At 47.2% G+C, this 20,674-nt stretch carries 19 protein-coding genes and 1 tRNA gene; 9 read left to right on the plus strand and 11 right to left on the minus strand.

Annotation, left to right across the window (positions count from 1 at the left end):
* Window positions 1-25: 25 nt before the first annotated feature.
* From ICN24_RS03740 to ICN24_RS03765, 6 genes are all read right to left on the minus strand, one after another.
* Window positions 26-1,372: a sulfate adenylyltransferase subunit 1 gene (locus tag ICN24_RS03740; RefSeq protein ID WP_216221412.1), complete on the minus strand. Its 1,347-nt coding sequence runs from the start codon at window positions 1,370-1,372 to the stop codon at window positions 26-28.
* Window positions 1,372-2,295 carry a sulfate adenylyltransferase subunit CysD gene (gene cysD, locus ICN24_RS03745; protein WP_216221414.1) on the minus strand — a complete coding sequence of 308 codons (924 nt, stop codon included), beginning with the start codon at window positions 2,293-2,295 and terminating at the stop codon, window positions 1,372-1,374. The genes ICN24_RS03740 and cysD overlap by 1 nt, the downstream gene beginning before the upstream one ends.
* Before the next feature lie 34 nt (window positions 2,296-2,329).
* Window positions 2,330-3,058 carry a phosphoadenylyl-sulfate reductase gene (locus tag ICN24_RS03750; RefSeq protein ID WP_216221417.1) on the minus strand — a complete coding sequence of 243 codons (729 nt, stop codon included), beginning with the start codon at window positions 3,056-3,058 and terminating at the stop codon, window positions 2,330-2,332.
* Window positions 3,055-3,849: a sulfite exporter TauE/SafE family protein gene (locus ICN24_RS03755; protein WP_216221419.1), complete on the minus strand. Its 795-nt coding sequence runs from the start codon at window positions 3,847-3,849 to the stop codon at window positions 3,055-3,057. The genes ICN24_RS03750 and ICN24_RS03755 overlap by 4 nt, the downstream gene beginning before the upstream one ends.
* Window positions 3,850-3,867: 18 nt before the next feature.
* Window positions 3,868-4,032 carry a hypothetical protein gene (locus ICN24_RS03760; protein ID WP_216222263.1) on the minus strand — a complete coding sequence of 55 codons (165 nt, stop codon included), beginning with the start codon at window positions 4,030-4,032 and terminating at the stop codon, window positions 3,868-3,870.
* A 110-nt stretch (window positions 4,033-4,142) separates the two neighbouring features.
* Window positions 4,143-4,919 carry a ferredoxin--NADP reductase gene (locus ICN24_RS03765; RefSeq protein WP_216221421.1) on the minus strand — a complete coding sequence of 259 codons (777 nt, stop codon included), beginning with the start codon at window positions 4,917-4,919 and terminating at the stop codon, window positions 4,143-4,145.
* Between the two features lie 166 nt (window positions 4,920-5,085).
* Between ICN24_RS03765 and ICN24_RS03770 the strand changes: the two genes are divergently transcribed.
* Window positions 5,086-5,568 carry a disulfide bond formation protein B gene (locus ICN24_RS03770; RefSeq protein ID WP_216221423.1) on the plus strand — a complete coding sequence of 161 codons (483 nt, stop codon included), beginning with the start codon at window positions 5,086-5,088 and terminating at the stop codon, window positions 5,566-5,568.
* Window positions 5,569-5,673: 105 nt separating this feature from the next.
* The gene (gene cysK, locus ICN24_RS03775; protein WP_216221425.1) at window positions 5,674-6,645 is read left to right on the plus strand and encodes a cysteine synthase A; all 972 of its coding nucleotides are present in this window, start codon (window positions 5,674-5,676) and stop codon (window positions 6,643-6,645) included.
* 79 nt (window positions 6,646-6,724) lie between these two features.
* Here cysK and lysS read toward each other — a convergent pair whose 3' ends face one another.
* From lysS to ICN24_RS03795, 4 genes are all read right to left on the minus strand, one after another.
* Complete coding sequence (lysS, locus tag ICN24_RS03780; RefSeq protein WP_216221428.1) at window positions 6,725-8,281, minus strand: lysine--tRNA ligase; 1,557 nt, start codon at window positions 8,279-8,281, stop codon at window positions 6,725-6,727.
* Window positions 8,282-8,293: 12 nt separating this feature from the next.
* A protein-coding gene (prfB, locus tag ICN24_RS03785) for a peptide chain release factor 2 (protein WP_216221430.1) occupies window positions 8,294-9,398 on the minus strand; the annotation gives its coding sequence in 2 pieces (ribosomal slippage) (window positions 8,294-9,325 and window positions 9,327-9,398; 1,104 coding nt in all).
* Between the two features lie 34 nt (window positions 9,399-9,432).
* Window positions 9,433-11,199, minus strand: coding sequence for a single-stranded-DNA-specific exonuclease RecJ (gene recJ, locus ICN24_RS03790; RefSeq protein ID WP_216221432.1), 1,767 nt, complete (start codon window positions 11,197-11,199; stop codon window positions 9,433-9,435).
* On the minus strand, window positions 11,196-12,155 hold the full coding sequence (locus tag ICN24_RS03795; RefSeq protein WP_255532550.1) for a hypothetical protein: 960 nt from the start codon (window positions 12,153-12,155) through the stop codon (window positions 11,196-11,198). The genes recJ and ICN24_RS03795 overlap by 4 nt, the downstream gene beginning before the upstream one ends.
* A gap of 67 nt (window positions 12,156-12,222) precedes the next feature.
* Between ICN24_RS03795 and ICN24_RS03800 the strand changes: the two genes are divergently transcribed.
* Genes ICN24_RS03800 through ICN24_RS03820 form a run of 5 tightly spaced genes read left to right on the plus strand, consistent with a single transcriptional unit; the run spans window position 12,223 to window position 17,889 of the window.
* Entirely contained in the window at window positions 12,223-13,485 is a 1,263-nt protein-coding gene (locus ICN24_RS03800) for a lipoprotein-releasing ABC transporter permease subunit (protein WP_216221436.1), read from the plus strand.
* A complete protein-coding gene (locus tag ICN24_RS03805) occupies window positions 13,478-14,167 on the plus strand; it encodes an ABC transporter ATP-binding protein (RefSeq protein WP_216221438.1) in 690 nt (229 codons plus the stop codon). The genes ICN24_RS03800 and ICN24_RS03805 overlap by 8 nt, the downstream gene beginning before the upstream one ends.
* An 11-nt stretch (window positions 14,168-14,178) precedes the next feature.
* Entirely contained in the window at window positions 14,179-15,015 is an 837-nt protein-coding gene (locus ICN24_RS03810) for a TatD family hydrolase (protein WP_216222216.1), read from the plus strand.
* A gap of 1 nt (window position 15,016) precedes the next feature.
* Window positions 15,017-17,500, plus strand: a complete 2,484-nt coding sequence (locus ICN24_RS03815; RefSeq protein ID WP_255532551.1) for a DNA internalization-related competence protein ComEC/Rec2 — start codon at window positions 15,017-15,019, stop codon at window positions 17,498-17,500.
* 17 nt (window positions 17,501-17,517) lie between these two features.
* Window positions 17,518-17,889 (plus strand): glycine zipper family protein, encoded by a 372-nt coding sequence (locus tag ICN24_RS03820; RefSeq protein WP_216221440.1) that lies wholly within the window; start codon window positions 17,518-17,520, stop codon window positions 17,887-17,889.
* 103 nt (window positions 17,890-17,992) lie between these two features.
* Here the strand turns inward: ICN24_RS03820 and ICN24_RS03825 are convergent.
* Window positions 17,993-18,069: transfer RNA gene (locus ICN24_RS03825), tRNA-Met, on the minus strand.
* Window positions 18,070-18,326: 257 nt separating this feature from the next.
* On the opposite strand from ICN24_RS03825, the gene ICN24_RS03830 reads away from it, so the two are divergent.
* A complete protein-coding gene (locus ICN24_RS03830; protein ID WP_216222220.1) occupies window positions 18,327-20,168 on the plus strand; it encodes a potassium transporter Kup in 1,842 nt (613 codons plus the stop codon).
* Window positions 20,165-20,674: a hypothetical protein gene (locus ICN24_RS03835; RefSeq protein ID WP_216221442.1), complete on the plus strand. Its 510-nt coding sequence runs from the start codon at window positions 20,165-20,167 to the stop codon at window positions 20,672-20,674. Before ICN24_RS03830 ends, ICN24_RS03835 begins: the two co-directional genes overlap by 4 nt.

The following is a 20,674-nucleotide window of genomic DNA, read 5'->3' on the forward strand; positions in this document are numbered from 1 at the left end:
AGCCACCGCTATGGTGGCTTTTTAATTATTGCGTAATGGCTTCGCGAATCATGCCTGCGGCAACCGTATGATTAGTGGCTTCATCAATCAAGATGAATGCCCCGGTACGCTGGGATTGATCAAACAAGTCCGCAACAATCGGCTTTTGCAAGATAAAATCCACGCGTCCAATTTCATTGGTTGAAAGTGCATGAACATCACTCGCTTGTGAAAGGGTTTGTACATCTAATACTTGCTGAATGCCTTTGACTTTTGCGCCAACGGTATTGGTGGTATGACGCAGAGCATACTTGCGGCTCAATGAGAGTGGCTCACTATCTAGCCAGCACAAATCCGCAGAGAGTTGTTTACTCAGAACGGGCGGATTGCTATCTTCAGCGCTGACAAATAAAGATCCACGCGAGACATCGATATCTTCAGCCAGTTGAATGGCTACCGCTTGACCAGTTTCTGCAGAATCTACTGCATTGCTACCATTACTTTGCTTCTCGCTAGAGCGGTTGCCGAGGTAAATCTCTGCAACGGTTGCTTCAGAGCCGCCTGGTAATACCTTAATCTTCTGCCCCTTACGAATGCTGCCGGATTCAATTTCGCCGAGGTAGCCGCGGAAGTCGTCAGAAGCGCTGCCATCTTGACGTGCCACATATTGGACCGGAAAGCGTAAGGCGAGTTTTTCAGACTCGGGGCTGGTATCGAGACTTTCCAACCATTCAAGCAGGGTGAGGCCTTTATACCAAGGAGTATTTTTACTGGCAGTAACCACGTTTGCGCCAAGTAAAGCCGAGATTGGAATTAATGTTGGCTTAGGTAAGCCAATCTTTTGAGCGAGATCCTCAATAGAGGCTTTAATCGTGTTGTAGACCTTCTCGTCAAATTCAAATAAGTCCATTTTGTTGATGGCAAAAACAACATGACGCAAGCCCAACAAATGCACAATGGCTGCATGACGCTTAGTTTGTGCTAACAAGGTAGCTGGAGTGGTGTTCAGGTCCACGCGTGTAGCATCCACGAGAATGACTGCCACGTCAGATTGTGAAGCACCAGTAACCAAGTTGCGAGTGTATTGCTCGTGACCAGGTGCATCAGCAACAATGAACTTGCGCTTAGGTGTAGAGAAGTAGCGATATGCGACATCAATCGTAATGCCTTGCTCGCGCTCAGCCTCTAGGCCATCGGTCAGTAGGGCTAAGTCAACGCCAGCATCAGATGAAGTGACACGCGCATGCTTGGTTTTAGAAAGGGATTCTAATTGGTCTACCAGAATAGATTTGGTGTCATACAGTAAGCGGCCAATGAGTGTGCTTTTACCATCATCCACGCTACCAGCGGTAATAAAGCGCACAACGTTTTGGTGATTTTGATTGGAAGTCATCAGAAGTAACCTTCTTTCTTACGGCGCTCCATAGAGGCCTCATTAGTTTGATCGTCCATACGAGTTGCGCCACGTTCAGTGATTTCAGTGATGGCGGTCTCGGCAATAATGTCGAGCGGATTGGCTGCAATGCTTAATACAGGGCAGGTGCAGCTGATATCACCAACTGTGCGAAAACGCACATCCAGAACTTCGCTAACATCACCAGGCGCTTTCGGTGTGACATCAGTCACTGGCACCAGAAGATTGTTCTTTTTCACTACTTCGCGTTTATGGGTGTAGTAAATACTTGGCAGAGCCAGTTTTTCACGGGCAATGTATTGCCAGATATCCAATTCGGTCCAGTTTGAAATTGGGAATACACGCATATTCTCGCCTTTGGCGATACGGGCGTTATAGAGATTCCAGAGTTCTGGGCGCTGCGCTTTTGGATCCCATTGGCCGAACTCATCCCGGAAGGAGAAAATGCGCTCTTTAGCACGTGCTTTTTCTTCATCGCGGCGAGCGCCACCCATCAGGGCATCAAATTCATATTCAGCAATGGTTTCTAGCAAAGTAACCGCTTGTGCGGCATTGCGAGAGTCAGTTTCTTTACGTAAGCGAACAGTCCCTTTTTTGATGGAGTCCTCAACATGACCAACAATCAATTTCACGCCGGTATTTTTAACGACATCATCGCGATACTGAATGACTTCAGGGTAATTGTGACCGGTATCGATATGCAAAATCGGAAATGGCAGTTTCACTGGGCGATCACCAAACTGAAAAGCCTTGCGAGCCAAGTGGAACATCACAATAGAGTCCTTGCCACCGGAGAAGAGCATTGCTGGGTTGGAGCACTGCGCTACCACTTCACGAGTGATGTAGATAGATTCGGCTTCAAGCCAATCTAAGTGATCATCGAGTAATTTTTGTTCAGACATTCTTAAGTTATTTCTACTAGGGTTTAATGATTGATTATTTATTCACGTGTAAGCCACATTCTTTACTATCGCTTTGGAGCCACCACCAGCGACCAGCGCGAATATCCTCGCCCTTCTTCACCTGACGGGTACAGGGTTCGCAGCCAATGCTAGGGTAGCCCTTAAGGTGAAGCGGATGAATTGGGACATTCTCTTGTTTGATGTACGCCCAGATATCGGCTTCTGACCAATCAAACAATGGATTGAACTTAGCGATACCTCTAGCATCATCGCGCTCTTCTAAATTGAGCTCAGTACGTGTGGTGGATTGTTCGCGACGTTGCCCAGTAATCCAAGCATCAGCGCCTAGTAGTGCAGCATTGAGCGGCTTAATTTTTCGGGCGCCACAGCAGGCTTTCTTGGGTTCTTCACCATCATAAAAGCCATTCATGCCGTATTGGTCAATAAAGGCTTGAACATCGCTTTCTTGCGGGTAGACTTTTTCAATCGCTACTCCATAGTGATCTTCGGTCGTTTTCACCATCTCTACAGTTTCTTGATGCAAGCGACCAGTAGCAAGGGTGAATAATTTGATCTTGGCTTTTGCTTTGCTAATCGCATCGGTTACCACCATATCTTCTGCCGCCAAGCTTGTTGCAAAACGAACGTCAGAAAAACGCTGAGAAATATCGGACAGGCGCTGTTTCAGAACAGCAGATTTTTCAGCAAGTTCTGCTGCGGTAAGGGTGCTTGGTGGAATAGACCAAAATTCTGGAGCGATCATGAAGTAACTAATTTAATCCCGACTAAAAACAACGTTGCAGCAAGAGTGGTTCTTGTCGCGCGCTCAGATAGGGTGCTAGATAACTTGGCGCCTAACCAAATCGCAGGTACCGAACCTAGCAAGAGCCCAAACAGTAAATCAAAGTGCACATTACCGAGCCACCAGTGACCAATACCAGCTAAGGCTGTTAGGGGTACCGCATACGCAATGTCAGTCCCAGCAACTTCTGCAGGCTTAAGGTATGGGTAAAGAACCAAAATAAGGGTTGCGCCAATAGCGCCAGCTCCAATTGAGGATACAGTTACCAGTACGCCAATGACGGCGCCAACTGTAATTGTGGCAATTTTTAAATTGGTGCCACTAGGCAAAAAGTTGGGATTATCTTGAACCCACTTCAAAATCTTTGCTCTAAATAAAAGTGATGCCGCAGTGAGTAACACCGAGATTCCAATAGAAAAGCTAATCCAGTGATTGAAATTCTTAGAGACAGGGCCAACATACTTTAGCGTCAATATGGAAATCACGGCTGTTGTCAGGCTTCCAAGGCAGAGTAGGCGAACAATATCCCAGCGTACATTTCCGTGAAGTCTATGGGCTGCAGTGCCAAAACCCTTAGTGATCGCGGCAAAAGCCAGGTCTGTGCCAACGGCTGTTGTCGGTGCTACACCAAAAATAATGGTTAGCAGGGGGGTCATGAGTGATCCACCCCCAACACCAGTCATGCCTACTAAGAGACCTACAAGTGCGCCGGAAATAATGAATTGAGAGGAGTCGATAAAAAATTGGATCATGTAGCGTATTTCCTGTGCCTAAGCGAATGACTGTTCAAATTCTTCTAACTTGATGGTATTCATGAGAAATAGAATTTGACGCTGAAAGCGTTTGCGCTCTTCAACTTTGTCTTGGGGTAAGCGATCGTGCTGACGCAATAAGCTGGTAATAACCGGATTAAAGTGCTCTCGAACGGGTGACATCGCAATTCCTTGGTAAAAATCTCGTTAAAGACAATGTACCAAGGGGTCTATATATCTACAAGAAATAAATAGCGATATCTAAATTACTTTTAGATATATAGATAATTGGATTACTTTTCTACGAACGCACGTTCAAAGACATAGTCGCCCATTTGACCAAGGCTTGGGGATACTTTGAAGCCTTTAGCATCGAGCATTTCCGAGGTTTCTTTCAGCATTGATGGGCTACCGCAAATCATGGCGCGATCAACTGCTGGATCGAGTGGTGGCAAGCCAATATCTTTGAAGAGCTGACCGGATTCGATGGCGGTAGTGAGGCGACCAGTGTGCTTAAATGCCTCACGAGTCACTGTTGGGTAGTAGATCAATTTTTCACGAATGAGTTCACCAAGATACTCATCTTGAGTCAACTCATCTCTGATGTAGTCAGCATAAGCCAGTTCGCTTACTAGGCGCACACCATGAATGAGGACAACTTTTTCAAATTTCTCATAAGTTTCTGGATCGCGAATGATGCTCATGAATGGAGCCAGGCCAGTGCCAGTGCTAAACAGATACAGATGCTTTCCTGGATTTAAGTCATCAAGTACCAAGGTGCCAACAGACTTTTCGCTCACCAAAATGGGATCGCCAACTTGAATCTTTTGCAGGCGTGATGTGAGTGGACCATCTTGTACTTTAATGCTCAAGAACTCTAAATGTTCTTCGTAGTTTGGGCTGGCAACGCTATAGGCGCGCACTAGAGGCTTGCCTTCAACCTCGAGGCCAATCATCAAAAAATGGCCGCTACGAAAACGTAGGCCTTTATTGCGGGTAGTGGTAAAGCTAAATAGAGTGTCGTTCCAGTGGTGAACGGATAAAACGGTTTCGGTGTTGTATGCGGCCATAAATACGTATTTATTTGAAGAAGCAAAAATAGGATTATCCCATTCTTGAGGTGTAAATTTGGGGCTAATACAGTAAAAATAGGACTCAGTAGTGATATAGATCAGACTTTTAGTAATAAAGCGCTCCTTTATGAAGGGTTTCGAGTCCTTTAGCTATCATCTACCTATGACTAGATCCCAGTACCTTTACTTTTCCTTATTGAGCCTTGGTTTGGTGGTTTTTGCCGTCGTGCTGCAGCAAGTTGGCTATCAAGGTGTCAGTTTTCTACCCTGTCCTTTGTGTATTTTGCAAAGAGTGGCTTATTTGGGCATCGCTATTTTCTGCTTCTTGGCGGCGAGCGCTTCTCCGATCCGTAAGCTCTTTCATGGATTGGCTGCATTGTCAGCAGCTTATGGACTTTCGGTAGCGGTACACCAGGTATGGCTGTTGTCTCATCCAGAAAGCTCTTGCGGCATTGACCCGCTGGAAGTTTGGATTAATCAGTTTCAGCTAGCTCAAGGCTTGCCATGGTTATTGAAGGCAGATGGCCTGTGCTCAGCAAAGCTCCCTGCCATTCTCGGATTGCAGGTACCCGAGTGGTCCTTGCTATGGTTTGCGGTATTGCTACTGGTTTTACTCATTACCTTTTTTAGAAAGCCTAAGACCTGATCTATAGAAGATTTGGTGCTTAGCTAATAACAATCCTTTCTTTTCAAGATATGCTTTAACCCATAAGATTTCTACCAAACCCATTTTTTGCTTTAAGGAATATTCATGACTTACTTTACCGATAACTCTCAAACCATTGGCAAGACCCCTTTGGTGCGCTTAAACCGCGTAACGGATGGCGCTAAAGCGACTGTGCTCGCCAAGATTGAGGGGCGCAATCCAGCCTATTCAGTCAAGTGCCGTATTGGTGTGGCCATGATTAATGATGCGCAAGAAAAAGGCCTGCTTGGTCCTGGTAAAGAGCTTGTTGAGCCAACCTCTGGCAATACTGGCATCGCTTTGGCATTCGTGGCAGCAGCTCGCGGTATTCCGCTAACACTCACGATGCCAGAAACCATGAGTATTGAGCGACGTAAATTGCTTACTGCCTTAGGCGCCAAGATTGTTTTAACCGAGGGTCCTAAAGGTATGAATGGCGCAGTGGCTAAAGCAAAGGAAATTGCCGAGTCTGACTCTAAATATGTACTACTTCAGCAATTTAGCAATCCATCAAACCCAGCGATTCATGAAAAGACTACTGGCCCTGAAATATGGGAAGACACTGATGGCAAGATTGACGTATTTGTAGCGGGTGTTGGTACTGGTGGCACGATCTCGGGTGTTGCACGTTACATCAAGAACGTCCAGAAAAAGAATATTGAAGTTGTTGCTGTTGAACCGACCACTAGCCCAGTGATCACCCAAAAACTCAATGGTGAAGAAATTAAACCAGCGCCACATAAGATTCAAGGCATTGGTGCTGGATTTATTCCAGATAACTTAGATTTATCTGTCGTGGATAAGGTTGAGCAAGTGAGCAATGAAGAGGCTATTGAATTTGCCCGCCGTATTGCCAAGGAGGAAGGTATTTTGGTTGGCATTTCCTGTGGTGCGGCCGCGGCAGTAGCAGTGCGTCTTGCCAAAAAGCCTGAATATGCTGGTAAAACGATCGTGGTTGTGTTGCCGGATACTGCTGAGCGTTACTTGAGCTCCGCCTTGTTTGAGGGTGTATTTGATGAAAAAGGTTTGCCAGCGTAATACAAACGTATTTCATTTACTTGGCAATAAAAAAGGCACCCTAGGGTGCCTTTTGTTTTATCTTCGATTCTTTGGATGGTTATTCTTCTTCGCGACGCAAATGCGGGAAGAGGATCACATCACGAATATTGGGTGCATCAGTGAGAAGCATCACCAAGCGGTCGATACCAATACCACAGCCGCCTGTTGGGGGCATGCCGTACTCGAGGGCGCGGATAAAGTCATGATCAAAGTACATGGCCTCTTCATCCCCTGCTTCTTTTTGCTCTACTTGCTTGCGGAAGCGATTGGCCTGATCTTCGGCATCATTGAGCTCAGAGAAACCATTCGCAATTTCGCGACCAGTGATGAATAACTCAAAGCGCTCAGTAATACCTGGGCGAGTATCTGACTCTCTGGCGAGTGGGCTGACTTCGATTGGGTAATCGATGATGTAAGTTGGCTCCCAGAGATGTTCTTCTGCAACCAATTCAAATAACGCTAATTGCAATGCGCCAATGCCAGCATTCTTCAAGGTGGGGGAATCAGGATTCTCACCGCCTTTTTTCAATTCAGCGCGGATGAAGCCTGCATCTTCCAATTGGGCAGCTTCATAACTCTTACCTGACTGACCGCAATACTTGAGGATGGCTTCATTGATGGTGAGGCGTTGGAATGGTTTGCTTAAATCGAGTTCACGACCTTGATGGGTCAGTACTGCTGTACCTTGCGCATCAATGGCTGCTGCACGGATTAAACCTTCTGTGAAGTCCATCAACCAACGGTAATCAGTATAGGCCGCATAGAACTCCATCATGGTGAATTCTGGATTGTGGCGCGGGCTAACCCCTTCGTTGCGGAAGTTGCGGTTGATTTCAAATACACGCTCAAACCCGCCAACCACTAAACGCTTGAGGTAGAGCTCAGGTGCGATACGCAAAAACATTTGCATATCCAAAGCATTGTGGTGAGTGATAAAGGGTTTAGCTGCTGCGCCACCAGGAATAGGATGGAGCATCGGTGTCTCAACTTCCATGAAGTCGGCATCAAGCATGTGACGACGCAAAGAGGCGATGGCATTGCTGCGCGCCTTAAAGGTATTGCGGCTTTCGGGATTCACAATCAAATCCACATAGCGTTGACGGTATTTGGTTTCTAGGTCTGAGAGACCGTGGAACTTATCAGGCAAGGGACGCAGTGACTTACTCAATAAGCGTAAGTTGCTGCACTCCACTGAAAGCTCGCCCTTATTGGTCTTAAATAGATTTCCTTCTGCGGAGATAAAGTCACCCATATCCCAGTGCTTAAAAGCACCATGGGTGTCTGCACCGGTCAACTCATCATTAATATAAAACTGAATTTGTCCGCTGCGATCCTGGATGGTGGCAAAGCTGGCTTTACCCATCACGCGCTTGAGGATCATCCGGCCAGCGACTTTGACATGAACTTTCTTCTCAGCCAATTCTTCTTTAGTGAGGCTGTCATAGTGCGTATGTAAGTCGGCAGCCAAATGGGTTGGTACAAAATCATTTGGAAAGGCAACGCCATTTTGACGTAGCTTGGCAAGCTTCTCGCGACGCTCGGCAATGATGTGATTCTCATCCACTACTTCGGTAGCTGGAGCTGGGGTGTTAGCTGAATTGGTTTTATCGTTCATATCAGTCGGTAATTAAACGCCTTGTTTCAGGCTAGCTTCAATAAAGGCATCGAGATCGCCGTCTAATACTTTTTGCGTGTTGGAAATCTCAACGTTAGTTCTTAAATCTTTAATACGGCTTTGGTCTAAAACATAGGAGCGAATTTGGTGACCCCAACCTACATCAGTCTTGCTTGCCTCTAACTTATCTTGCTCGGCACGACGCTTTTGCATCTCATGTTCATAGAGACGTGACTTGAGCATGCTCATCGCCTCAGCGCGGTTACGATGCTGGCTGCGGTCGTTCTGGCACTGCACCACAATGCCGGTGGGAATGTGGGTTAAGCGCACAGCAGAATCCGTTTTATTAATATGTTGACCGCCGGCGCCCGATGCGCGATAGGTATCAGTGCGAATATCGGCAGGATTGACTTCAATCTCAATGGAGTCATCAATCTCTGGGTAAACATAGATCGATGCAAATGAGGTGTGACGTCCATTTGAAGAATCAAATGGAGATTTACGTACTAAGCGATGGACACCGGTTTCAGAGCGTAGATGTCCATAGGCGTATTCACCATCAACCTTGATAGTGGCGCTCTTAATGCCAGCAACATCACCATCAGACTCTTCCAGAATTTCAGTTTTGTAACCTTTGCGCTCACAATATTTGAGATATTGGCGAAACAGCATGCTGGCCCAGTCACAAGCCTCAGTACCTCCAGCGCCTGCCTGAATGTCAATAAAGCAATTGCAAGAATCCATCTCGTTATGGAACATGCGGCGGAACTCAAGATCATGAATGACCTTGCTGTAACTCTCAACATCTTGCTCAATCGCAGCGATCGTTTCAAAGTCACTTTCCTCTTTAGCCATATCGAATAATTCAATGGCACCAGTGATATTGGTATTTAAATCTGTCAGAGTGGCAACTACGCCATCGAGCAATTTCTTCTCTTTGCCTAGCGCTTGTGCTTTCTTTTGATCATCCCAAATGGTGGGATCTTCGAGGATCGAGTTAACTTCAGTAAGGCGTCGTGACTTTACTTCGAAGTCAAAGATACCCCCGAAGTGCTTGCTCACGGGTGAGCAGATCGGATAGGGTATTTGAAATAGTATTGAGTTGTTCGGCTTCCATCCCCTAATTATAAGGGGGTTATTGCAGGAGGCTCTCAGGTTCCAGCGGCTTCATCATGCGCTTCAATCATCAGCTGCACGCGGGCTTGGCCCTGATAGCGGTCAGTGACGAGGCGATAGGCAAGTTTGGCTTTGGCTGGCAAGGTTTGTGTGCGATTAAACCAAACCGCGGTGAGCGGCTTAGCGGGGAGCGTATTTTTCGAGGAATCATCGCCTAGAGGGCGGACCATCAACCTTAAATGCTTCTCTTTCATCAGGCTTTGCTGGGTGATTTCAAAGTCGCCATAAAAAACCGGTTGAGGAAAGCCTTGTCCCCAGATTTCTTCGGCGAGCAGGTCCCCAATTTCAGGGGTGAACTCTGATGGCTGGAGAATGCCATCATGAATATGTCGGCGCTCTAACAGCTCATCATTAAGAAGGCTGTTCGCCACTGCCTGAAAGCAAGTATCAAACTTTTCGAAATCACTTTTACGAATAGTGAGTCCAGCGGCCATGGCATGGCCGCCAAATTTGAGAATCAGACCAGGCTCGCGCTTGGACACAATATCCAATGCATCGCGTAAGTGAAATCCTGTTAATGACCGGCCGGAGCCTCGCAATTCTTCACCAGTATTGCCATCGGCTGGCGCAAATACGATCGCTGGTCGATTAAAGCGCTCTTTTAAGCGTGAGGCCACAATCCCGACAACCCCTTGATGCCATTCTGGATTCCACAAACAAATACTATTGCGTTGAGACATTGTGCCAGCCAATTGATCTTCTGAGAGATGAGCCAGTGCAGTTTCTTGCATACCGGTTTCAATTACGCGCCGTTCGCGGTTGATGCGATCGAGTTCCTGTGCCAGCGTCATGGCTTCATCGGCATTGTCAGTTATTAGCAAACGAATGCCCAAGGTCATATCTGCTAGACGCCCAGCGGCATTGAGTCGTGGGCCAATGGCAAAGCCCAGATCAAAGGTATTGGCTTTGCGAGGATCGCGCGTAGCGGCTTGGAATAAGGCTTGTATGCCGGGCTGAGAGATGCCGGCACGAATGCGCTTTAAACCATTTGAAACGAGCACGCGATTATTGCGATCAAGTTGTGCAACGTCTGCAACGGTACCAAGAGCTACGAGGTCTAATAGATTTTCAACCTTGGGTTGTGTCTCATTGGTAAATTTACCGCGCTTACGAAGTTCTGCGCGCAACGCCACCAATAAATAAAACATCACACCAACGCCAGCCAGTGCTTTACTCGGAAATGGACAGCCTGGTTGATTGGGATTCACAATGGCGGTGGCTTTTGGTAAGCGGTCACCGGGAAGATGGTGATCCGTCACAATGACTTCCATGCCTAATTCGCGCGCACGATCTACCCCGGCTTCACTGGCAATGCCATTGTCGACAGTAATGAGATATTTGGGTTTAGGGTTTTGTTGTGCAGCCAACTCAACCACCTCGGGCGTTAAGCCATACCCCATCGTAAAACGATTGGGTACTAGAAACTGAATCGGGGTATCAGGCCCGCCAAGCATCCGCAGACCTCGTAAACCCACAGCGCAGGCGGTGGCACCATCGCAGTCATAGTCTGCCACGATGAGCATCGACTCTTTTTTCTCCAGAATATCTGCAAGTAGAGCGGCTGTGCTTAAGCAATGCTTGAGTTCAGTTGGAGGGATGAGATTTTTTAATTCTAGAGATAGCTCTTCGGGCGATTCAAGTCCGCGTGCTGCATATAACCTAGCAAGTAATGGATGAAGGCCACTTTGCTCTAGCCAGGTAGCGGTACGCTCAGAGAAAGGGCGTTGGGAAAAAAGACTCATGAAGAAATAATTTCTTTCCAGGTGAGCGTTTCTGTTTTTTTCCAAAAGGCCCAAGATTTTTTATTCAGGCTCTTTGCTGTGAATATGCGCTCCCGAGTTTTTCCATCGGGAAAGTCAATAATCAGAACTTCATCTAATTGTTTCTGCTCCAAGGCTTGCTGGAGGTGGGGCCAGAGAGTATCTGGGCGCTCTGACCATACAAACGCATTCACTAATCCTTTGAGATCTACGTCCCGAGCAAAGGGAATATGAGCATGCTTGGCAAGCCCAGCCATCAAGGGGTGGTGGCTATAGATCTGCTGGGACTTAGTTAGATGAACAGGCATTTTCACATTTGCCAGCTTACCGATGCCGCTAATCCAGAGGGAGTTGATGCTAGGTAAGCCTCGTGCCTCGCGTGCCTCATTGACAGGGTCAATATGCCAGAGCATTTGAATTTCGTTTTGAAGTTTGCGCCAAATTTTGGCGACCCCTTCTTGATGGGTGTCGCGTGGCATCCACCAATCAATATTGCGTCCATGGGCTTGGTCCACGCTATAACTTGCCAAACTCTCAAAAGGACCGGCAGCAATAAACCAATAGTGTTGATCATGAAATAAAATTGGATGCCCAAAGTCTTCTTCAATGAAGGGTCGGGCTGCATTTAGCAGTTCATCAGTTTCATTCTTAGTCAGATCAATCTGATTTTGACCCATCAAAATTAAATGATCGCGTGTCGCATGCAGATGAACAGGCTGTAAGCAGGCAATGTTTTGCTCTGGATCAACTGCTTGCTGAGATTGGCCAAGCAGCAGTACTGGCGCAAGCGGGACCTGCTCTCCCAATAGGTAGCGCTCATGAGGCAGCCCCTTCCGAGGCTGATCACCAGCATCCTGGTCGTCTAAGGAATCTTCCCCAGACACCATGAGGGTTAGGCGCCGTAAAGCGGCGGGTAAAGAGCTTGAATTCGCAGTCATTCCCCTGATTTTAGGTGGCATTTGAGTATTCCATCAGTTTGCCCCTGCAATTGTCTAAACTGTGGATATGTTGAGACTTCCTATTGAGCTAGAAATTGGCTTACGCTATACCCGCTCCAAGCGTCGTAAGACCGTTGGCAAGCGTGATGGCTTCCTTTCCTTCATTTCCGGAATTTCCACCGCAGGGATCGCCTTGGGCGTTGCCTCTCTGATCGTGGTTCTGTCAGTCATGAATGGTTTCCAAAAGGAAGTCCGGGACCGCATGCTATCTGTGCTGTCCCATGTAGAAATTACTGCCCCAGATGGTTTGGCGAATTGGGAGCCCTTGGCATTAAAAGTAGCAAGTCAGCCGCACGTAGTGGGTGTAGCACCCATGGTGAGTTCGCAAGGTTTGCTAGCGCGTGACAACGTCATGCGTGGTGTTGCTATTCGCGGCATCTCCCCCAGTGAGGAGGGCAACGTTTCCGATCTTCCAAAGCAATTCGTTGCTGGCAGCATTGATGACCTTAAGCCAGGCGGTTTTGGTGTTGCCTTAGGCGCACAGCTTGCTTCGATAGTGGGTGCTCATGTGGGCGATCGTATTAATTTAATCGTTCCCGAAAGTGATTTAACGCCTGCTGGTGCAATGCCGCGTATGCGTACTTTGCAAGTAGTAGGAATTGTGGATAGCGGTCATTATGAATATGACAGTTCCTTGGCCATTCTTCATTGGAAGGATGCAGCAGCCTTATTGCGCTTGCATGACCCTTCGGGCTTACGCATCAAGGTAGACGATATGCAGCGTGCCCCAGAAGTCGCTAATGAACTGGCTGCCGTAGTTCCGCAAGCATTATGGGTAAGCGATTGGTCGCGCTCCAATCGCAATTGGTTTGCAGCCGTTCAAACCGAGAAGAAGATGATGTTCATCATCTTGACCTTGATTATTGCAGTAGCTGCATTTAATTTGGTTTCTACTTTGGTAATGACGGTAAATGAGAAGCAAGCAGACATCGCTATTTTGCGAACCATGGGCGCGAGTCCGGGTTTAATTCAGAGAATATTTTTGGTACAAGGCTTAGCAATTGGTCTGCTTGGATCTTTAGCAGGCGTTGGCTTGGGTTTGTTGATTGCTTTAAACATTGATGTCATTGTTCCGGCGATTGAAGCTATTTTTAGAGTGCGTTTCTTGCCACGTGAGGTTTACTTCATCAGCGAATTGCCATCGGATGTCAGATTGGGCGATGTGGTGACCGTTGGATTAATGGCGTTTAGCCTTTCCGTGCTTGCGACTTTATATCCAAGTCGTCGTGCAGCCAAGGTACAGCCGGCAGAGGCACTTCGTTATGAGTAATCAACATGTTCTTTTGGCAAATGGCCTGGCTAAAACCTATGGCCAAGGCCCCACCGCGGTTGAAGTCTTGAAGGCAGTAGATTTGGCGGTATTACCATCCGAGAAGGTGGCCATTGTGGGATCCTCTGGTTCAGGTAAGAGCACCTTATTGCATCTTTTGGGCGGCTTGGATACACCAAGCGCTGGTTCTGTTTTCTTAAATGGTGCCAATATCAATCAGTTGTCGGTTTCAAAATTAGACCAATTACGTAATCAGAGCTTAGGATTTATCTATCAATTCCATCATCTCTTGGATGAATTTAGTGCTGTTGAGAATGTTGCCTTGCTCTTGCGCATTCGGGGCCTCAGTAATGATGAGTCCATGGAGCGGGCGAGCAAGATGCTCAAAGCAGTTGGCTTATCTAATCGTGAATTGCATACTCCGGCCGAGTTATCGGGCGGTGAGCGTCAGCGTGTTGCTGTAGCGAGGGCTTTAGTAGGGAACCCAGCTTGCGTTTTGGCAGATGAACCAACTGGTAATTTGGATACTGAAACGGCAGACGGTGTTTTTGATCTGATGTTAGATATTGCTCGTGAGCAAGGGACAGCGTTTGTGATCGTGACGCATGATCCTGTTCGGGCTAAACGCTGTGATCGTATTTTGCATTTAAAGCGTGGAGCACTAAAAACCTTTTCGCAATGAGCCAACATCCTATGTGGATCGACACCCATTGCCATTTAGATGCGCCAGAGTTTTCAAGTTCGCTGCCATCCATCATCTCTGCTGCAAAAGAGAAAAATGTGCAGGCTATATTGTTGCCCGCAGTGAAGGCCGCAGACTTTCGGAGCGTAAAACGCTTGGCCTCTCAATATGGCCAGGAAATTCCAGGGTTAGTCTATGCGCTCGGCATCCATCCGCTATATACCAATCAAGCTCATGAGGATGATCTTGCAATACTTGAAGCGGCATTGATTGAAGCACTTCAGGATCCTCGTTTTGTGGGGGTCGGAGAAATTGGCTTGGATTATTTTGTTGAAGGCTTAGATCCCCACAAGCAAGAATTCTTTTTCAATGCCCAATTGGATTTGGCTCAGAAATATCAGTTACCAGTGATTTTGCATGTACGACGTTCGCAAGACGCTATCCTCAAAGCACTTCGCCGTCGCAATATCCCTAGTGGAATTGCCCATGCCTTTAATGGAAGCTTTCAGCAGGCGGAGCAATTTATTGAGCTCGGGTTTAAGTTGGGTTTTGGGGGCGCCTCTACTTATGAGCGTGCATTGCAAATTCGTAGGTTACTCAAAGATTTACCCCTCGATTCCATTGTTACCGAAACCGATGCGCCTGATATTCCGCCAGCCTGGTTACGAGAAGAGGGCATTGCATTTAATGAGCCTGCTTTTCTCCCTAGAATTGCTCAAGAGTTGGCGGATATTCGTAGTATGGCCCCGTCTGCATTTGCTTCTGCCGTATGGACCAATGCAATGACCGCGTTACCGCGTTGGTCAGCGCTGCTGGCTGGTAGTTCCTCTCACTCTTTAGTCTCTTAAATTGTTGCGTTTAGCAATTACGGCGTTTATCGCCGGGGGATCGCTCCTTTTGTTTTTGAAGCAAGTACCGCCATTCTGGCTCTACATCACCGTGGCGATAGTCCTCTTATGTCTTTTGGCCGTCTGGCTTTTGCCGAGCATTGCATGGATTCGCCGCTTAGCAATTGGTTTTTTGCTTTTCACTTTGGGCTTTGCTTGGAATGCACATTATGCGGAAATGCGCCTAAACAATATTCTTCCAGAAACATTGGAGGGCGTAGAGGTTTCCTTGGTCGGGAGGATCGTCGCCTTACCCCAGGGTGATTCGTCTGGAGCAAAGTTTGCCTTTGAGATTCAGCAGGCATTTTCTGGAGCGAAAACTGCAGAACAGTTTCCGAAGCGGGTTTATCTGAGTTGGCAGCCAGCCTGGAGGAGCGCCGATGAAATCCCTGAAGTGATTCCTGGCCAGCGTTGGCGCTTCAAGGCTAAGCTTAAGCGACCCTATGGCTCTCTAAATCCTCATGCCTTTGATTTTGAACGTTGGTCATTTCATCAAAACTATGGCGCGAGTGGTTCAGTAAGAGCGGGGGAGTTATTAGCATCTAGGGATATTGGTATTACTGAATTGGCTTTGAAAATGGAGCTGGCTCGTTGGAAGTTACGCCAAAAAATTCAATCCCTTTTGCCAAAGGATGCTCGCTATGCCGGTGTCATGATTGCTTTAGTCATGGGTGATCAGAATGCGATTGATCAAGAAGATTGGCGCGTGTTTAACGCTACCGGTATTGGTCACCTTATTTCCATCTCGGGTCTTCATGTCACGATGTTGTCGGGAGTTGGTGCTGCTGTTGCCGCATGGGTTTGGCGGCGTTGTACTTGGCCTCTGATAATTCCAGTCAGTAAAGTTGCTGCCGCATCAGGATTCTTAACGGCGTTTGTTTATGCATGGCTGGCAGGATTTCAGATTCCAGCGCAAAGAACGATGTATATGGTTGGTGTTGTGGCGTTTGCTCTGTGGACTGGCAGAAATCCTCGTGCATTTGATATTTGGTGGTGGGCTTTAGCATTTGTTTTGATCATTGATCCAATGGCGCCTTACACACCAGGTTTTTGGTTGTCATTTGGCGCGGTTGCTGCAATTTTGTATGCAATGGGCGATTCAGCAGGCTTACTGGGTATTCCCACTGGGAAAGAGCATGAGGTGCATTGGAAAAATCGACTATCGCACGCTTTATATGAAGCATGTCGGGTACAGGCAGTTGTCACCATTGCTTTGTTGCCCTTTACCTTATTTTGGTTTTATCAAGTCTCGGCTGTCTCTCCTTTTGCAAATGCATTTGCTATTCCGATCATTAGTTATATTGTTACCCCCTTGGCTATTGCAGGAGCCTTGCTGCCAGACTTTGTAGGGAGATATTTGCTGTTGCCTGCCCATGCCACGATGGAGTATCTGGCAATGCTGTTGGAATGGATGGCCAACTGGAATTGGTCTGTAATATGGGCCAAGCAACCAGATTGGCTCTGGTTAATCTTCTCAGGTATTGGGCTTGTATACGCAATACGACCTGGAGCTCTTAAGCAATCTTGGGCGCCTCGACTCATTGCATTGATGCCTTGTTTTCTATTGCTTACACCGCTTGCAAATTTAGGGGCGGCATCTCTTAAATCCGGTGAGTTCCGGGCGACGATTTTAGATATTGGGCAAGGAACTGCAGTACTGATTGAAACAACCCATAAAACACTGCTGTATGACACCGGTCCGATTCAAGGCAAAAAAGATGACGCAGGTCAGCGCACGATATTGCCTTTCTTGCGCGGCAAGGGGATTAATCGAGTGGATCGAATGGTCATCAGTCATAGTGATAGTGATCATATTGGTGGTGCTGCTTCTCTATTAAGACACGTTCCATTTGGCTTTATGTTGGGAACCTTGCCCGCAAGAAATCCCTTGCTCCTAAATTTGCACAACAGAAAGATTCCGAGTCTACCTTGTCGTTACGGCCAAAGCTGGAATTGGGATGGCGTAGACTTTCTTATTTGGCATCCACATGAGAGCACGCTCTTTCAGGAGCAATATTCTATGAGGCCCAATGAGATGAGCTGTGTTCTTGAAGTGAGAAATCAGCAACATTCTTTATGGCTTACAGGGGATGTTGAGAGTCAGGGCGAAGCAGAGATTGTGGCGCGCTTAAATCAGACAGCATTAAATGCTATAGGTGATCGTCAGGTGGTATTGATGGCCCCTCATCATGGAAGTAAGACTTCATCTTCTCTGGATTTCTTAAAGAAACTCAAGCCTGATATTGCCTTTGCGCAAAATGGGTATCGCAATCGCTACGGACATCCGCATCCAACGGTATCTGCACGTTATGAAGACTTGGGGATTCCTTTTTATCAATCCCCAAAAACCGGCGCGCAAATCTGGATGTTTGGATTGAGGAGAAACTCTTCGACACAATTTTTACGGCATGATATAAAACGTTTATGGCATAGGAATGCTCATTAAGTGATGAGGAGTGAGTAATGAAAAAATTAGTAACAGTATGTTCTTTAGTAGCAATTACCGTGGTCGGTTGTGCTGGTGCTGATGTGCGTCCAATTGTGGATATGAAGGGTGTGAATGAAGCATCCTACGAAAAGGATCTCCAAGAGTGCCAGGCTTATGCAAAAGATCAGTCCGGTATGGGATCAACAGCGGCTAAAGGTGCTGGAGCAGGCGCGGTAGTGGGTGGCTTATTGGGCCTCGTTACCGGAGGCAATAAAACTGGAATTGCTCAGGCTGCTGGTGCTGGCGCTGTTATTGGAGGTGCGGGCGGCGCCTATAGCGGTAATCAAGCTCAAGAAGCAGTGGTCAAGCGCTGCTTGAGTGGCAGGGGTTACAGAGTTCTCAATTGACATAACCCCTTGAAGCGGCTTGTAAAATGCCCGAGAAATCGGGCATTTTTATGTCCAAAAAAGCAAAAAGCCCTTATAAATTAAGGGCTTAGTACGTAATTCTTGGTTGCGGGGGCAGGATTTGAACCTACGACCTTCGGGTTATGAGCCCGACGAGCTGCCAGACTGCTCCACCCCGCGTCTGAAGCTGAGATTCTACCATTTTTTAGGGGTCTCTGTCGAGGTATTCCTGCAAAAGACGCATAAATAAGCGGTTTTTTGCTAAAAATTCCAGATTTAAGGAGTGCTTTTAAGGAGTAACATATTGCCACGCAACATCACGCTAGGAATGGTTTATGTCAGTTAGTAATCCAGAGTTTTCAGAATCGTCCTTACTGAGGCCGGTTGAGATTTCACGCGAGACTCACCCACATAAAAAGGGTGCTTCGATTGCTCTTATGTTTGCCGCCATCGGTGTTGTGTTTGGGGACATTGGTACTAGCCCACTCTACGCTCTAAAAGAATGTTTTAGTCCTGATCATGGCATCCCATTTTCTGCGGATGCGGTTTATGGCGTGATCTCCATGGTGTTCTGGGCATTCGCAATCGTGGTATCCCTGAAGTATGTCTTGTTCGTGATGCGCGCAAATAACCATGGCGAAGGTGGAATTTTGGCGCTGATGGCACTTGCTCTACGCACAGCCCCAAACGGCTCCAAGCGATCCTTACTCATTATTATGGCCGGCGTTTTTGGGGCCTGTATGTTTTATGGCGATGCCATTATTACCCCAGCAATTTCAGTACTCTCAGCAGTAGAGGGCTTAGAGGTGATCTCTAGTGATCTTACCCGTTTTGTATTGCCAATTACTGTGCTGATATTGGTGATTCTGTTTTTCATTCAGAAGACTGGCACCGACGTGGTGGGTAAGCTCTTTGGTCCAATCATGGTGATCTGGTTCGTGGTGATTGGCTTGATGGGCTTATTTCAGGTAGTGCAGCACCCGAGTATTTTTGCTGCCATTAATCCCTTGTATGCCATTCGGTTTATGGATGAGCACGCGCTGCAGGGCTTTATTGTTTTGGGCGCAGTTTTCTTGGTGCTCACGGGTGCTGAGGCCTTGTATGCCGACATGGGGCACTTTGGTATCAAGCCAATTCGAATGGGCTGGTTCTTTATTGTGATGCCATGCTTACTGCTAAATTATTTTGGCCAAGGCGCGATGTTTTTGGATAACCCTGAAACGATTAGCAACCCCTTTTTCTTGATGGTTCCTGAGCCATTTGTATTTCCATTAGTTATCCTCGCTACTGCTGCAACGGTCATTGCCTCTCAGGCTGTGATCTCTGGCGCATTTTCTATGACTAGCCAGGCCATTTTGTTGGGCTTTGTTCCGCGTATGAAAGTGCGTCACACATCGGATCGTGAGATTGGGCAGATTTATATGCCCTTTGTGAACTGGACTTTATTGGTCCTGGTGATCGCGGTGGTCCTGGCGTTTAAGAAGTCAGAAAATTTAGCCGCTGCCTACGGTATTGCGGTAACAACCACTATGATTGTGACAACCTTCCTGGCCGCTATCGTGATGCGCGTAGTCTGGCGTTGGAATACCTTATTGGTCACTCTCGTTATTGGCTCCTTCTTGGCGGTGGACTTGGCTTTCTTGACTGCAAACTTATTAAAGATCATGGAAGGTGGTTGGTTCCCACTTTTGTTAGGCGCAGTCTGCTTCTTGTTCCTGATGACTTGGTACCAAGGGCGTAAGTTGCTACGTCAAAATGCCGTAAACAACGGTATTGAGCTCAAGGGTTTTATCGAGGCGTTAATGCAGCATCCTCCGCATCGCGTAGAGGGAACTGCCGTGTTCTTAACAGCCCACGTAGATTATGTTCCCGTCTCGTTTTTCCATAACCTCAAACATAACCATGTACTCCACGAACGCGTCTTTTTCTTAAAAGTCAGTATTTGGGATGTGCCTTATGTAAAGGATGAGGAGCGCATCACCTTGCGCGATATGGGTAACGGGGTTTATGTGGTTCGCGCTGTCTATGGATTTAATGAGACCCCAGATATGGGTCAGATTATTGAGTTGATCGAGAAATCCTCCGATCTTAAATTTGATTTGATGAATACCTCATTCTTCCTCTCGCGTGACACGATTGTGTCCACTGAGATTCCGGGTATGGCTTTATGGCGTGAACGTTTGTTCTGCTGGATGTATCAAAATGCTGGTCGTCAGTCAGACTTCTTTAAGATCCCCGCAAACCGTTTGGTGGAATTAGGCGCCAAGGTGGAAATTTGAGGGGAGGTCTTTCGCTTCACTCAAAGATATTCCTTGGAATATTTTTACTAGTCTCTTCTTTTAGTGGGATAGCTTTAGCTACGCCTGCCGAAGAGGCTGAGCTCGATAAGCTCGACAAGATCGAGCAAGAGCTTGAGCTCCAACGGGATTGGGCCAAGTATCGCTGGGGTAAAGCATCCTCAGAGTGCTATCAAAATTACTGGGTAAATTACTGCTTGCGCAGTGCTCGTGCGGATTACCGCAAAGAAATTGATCCAATCAGCGACCAAGAGCGTGCGCTGCATGAAGTGCAGCGAAATTTGCGCAAGAGCATCAAAGATCAAGAAGATAAAAAGCGTGCAGCTGAACGTGCTTCCCCTGAAAAAGCAGCAGAGCGTGCCGATAATCAACGCGAGTTTGATGAAAAGCAAAAGGCTGCAGCAGCAAGAGCCGCTGATTTAGAGCAGCGTCGCAAAGACGCACCAAAGCGTGCGCAAGAAAATAAAGCTGGCACACAGCTCGATTAA

The organism is Polynucleobacter sp. UK-Kesae-W10, from assembly GCF_018881575.1.
GTDB lineage: Bacteria > Pseudomonadota > Gammaproteobacteria > Burkholderiales > Burkholderiaceae > Polynucleobacter.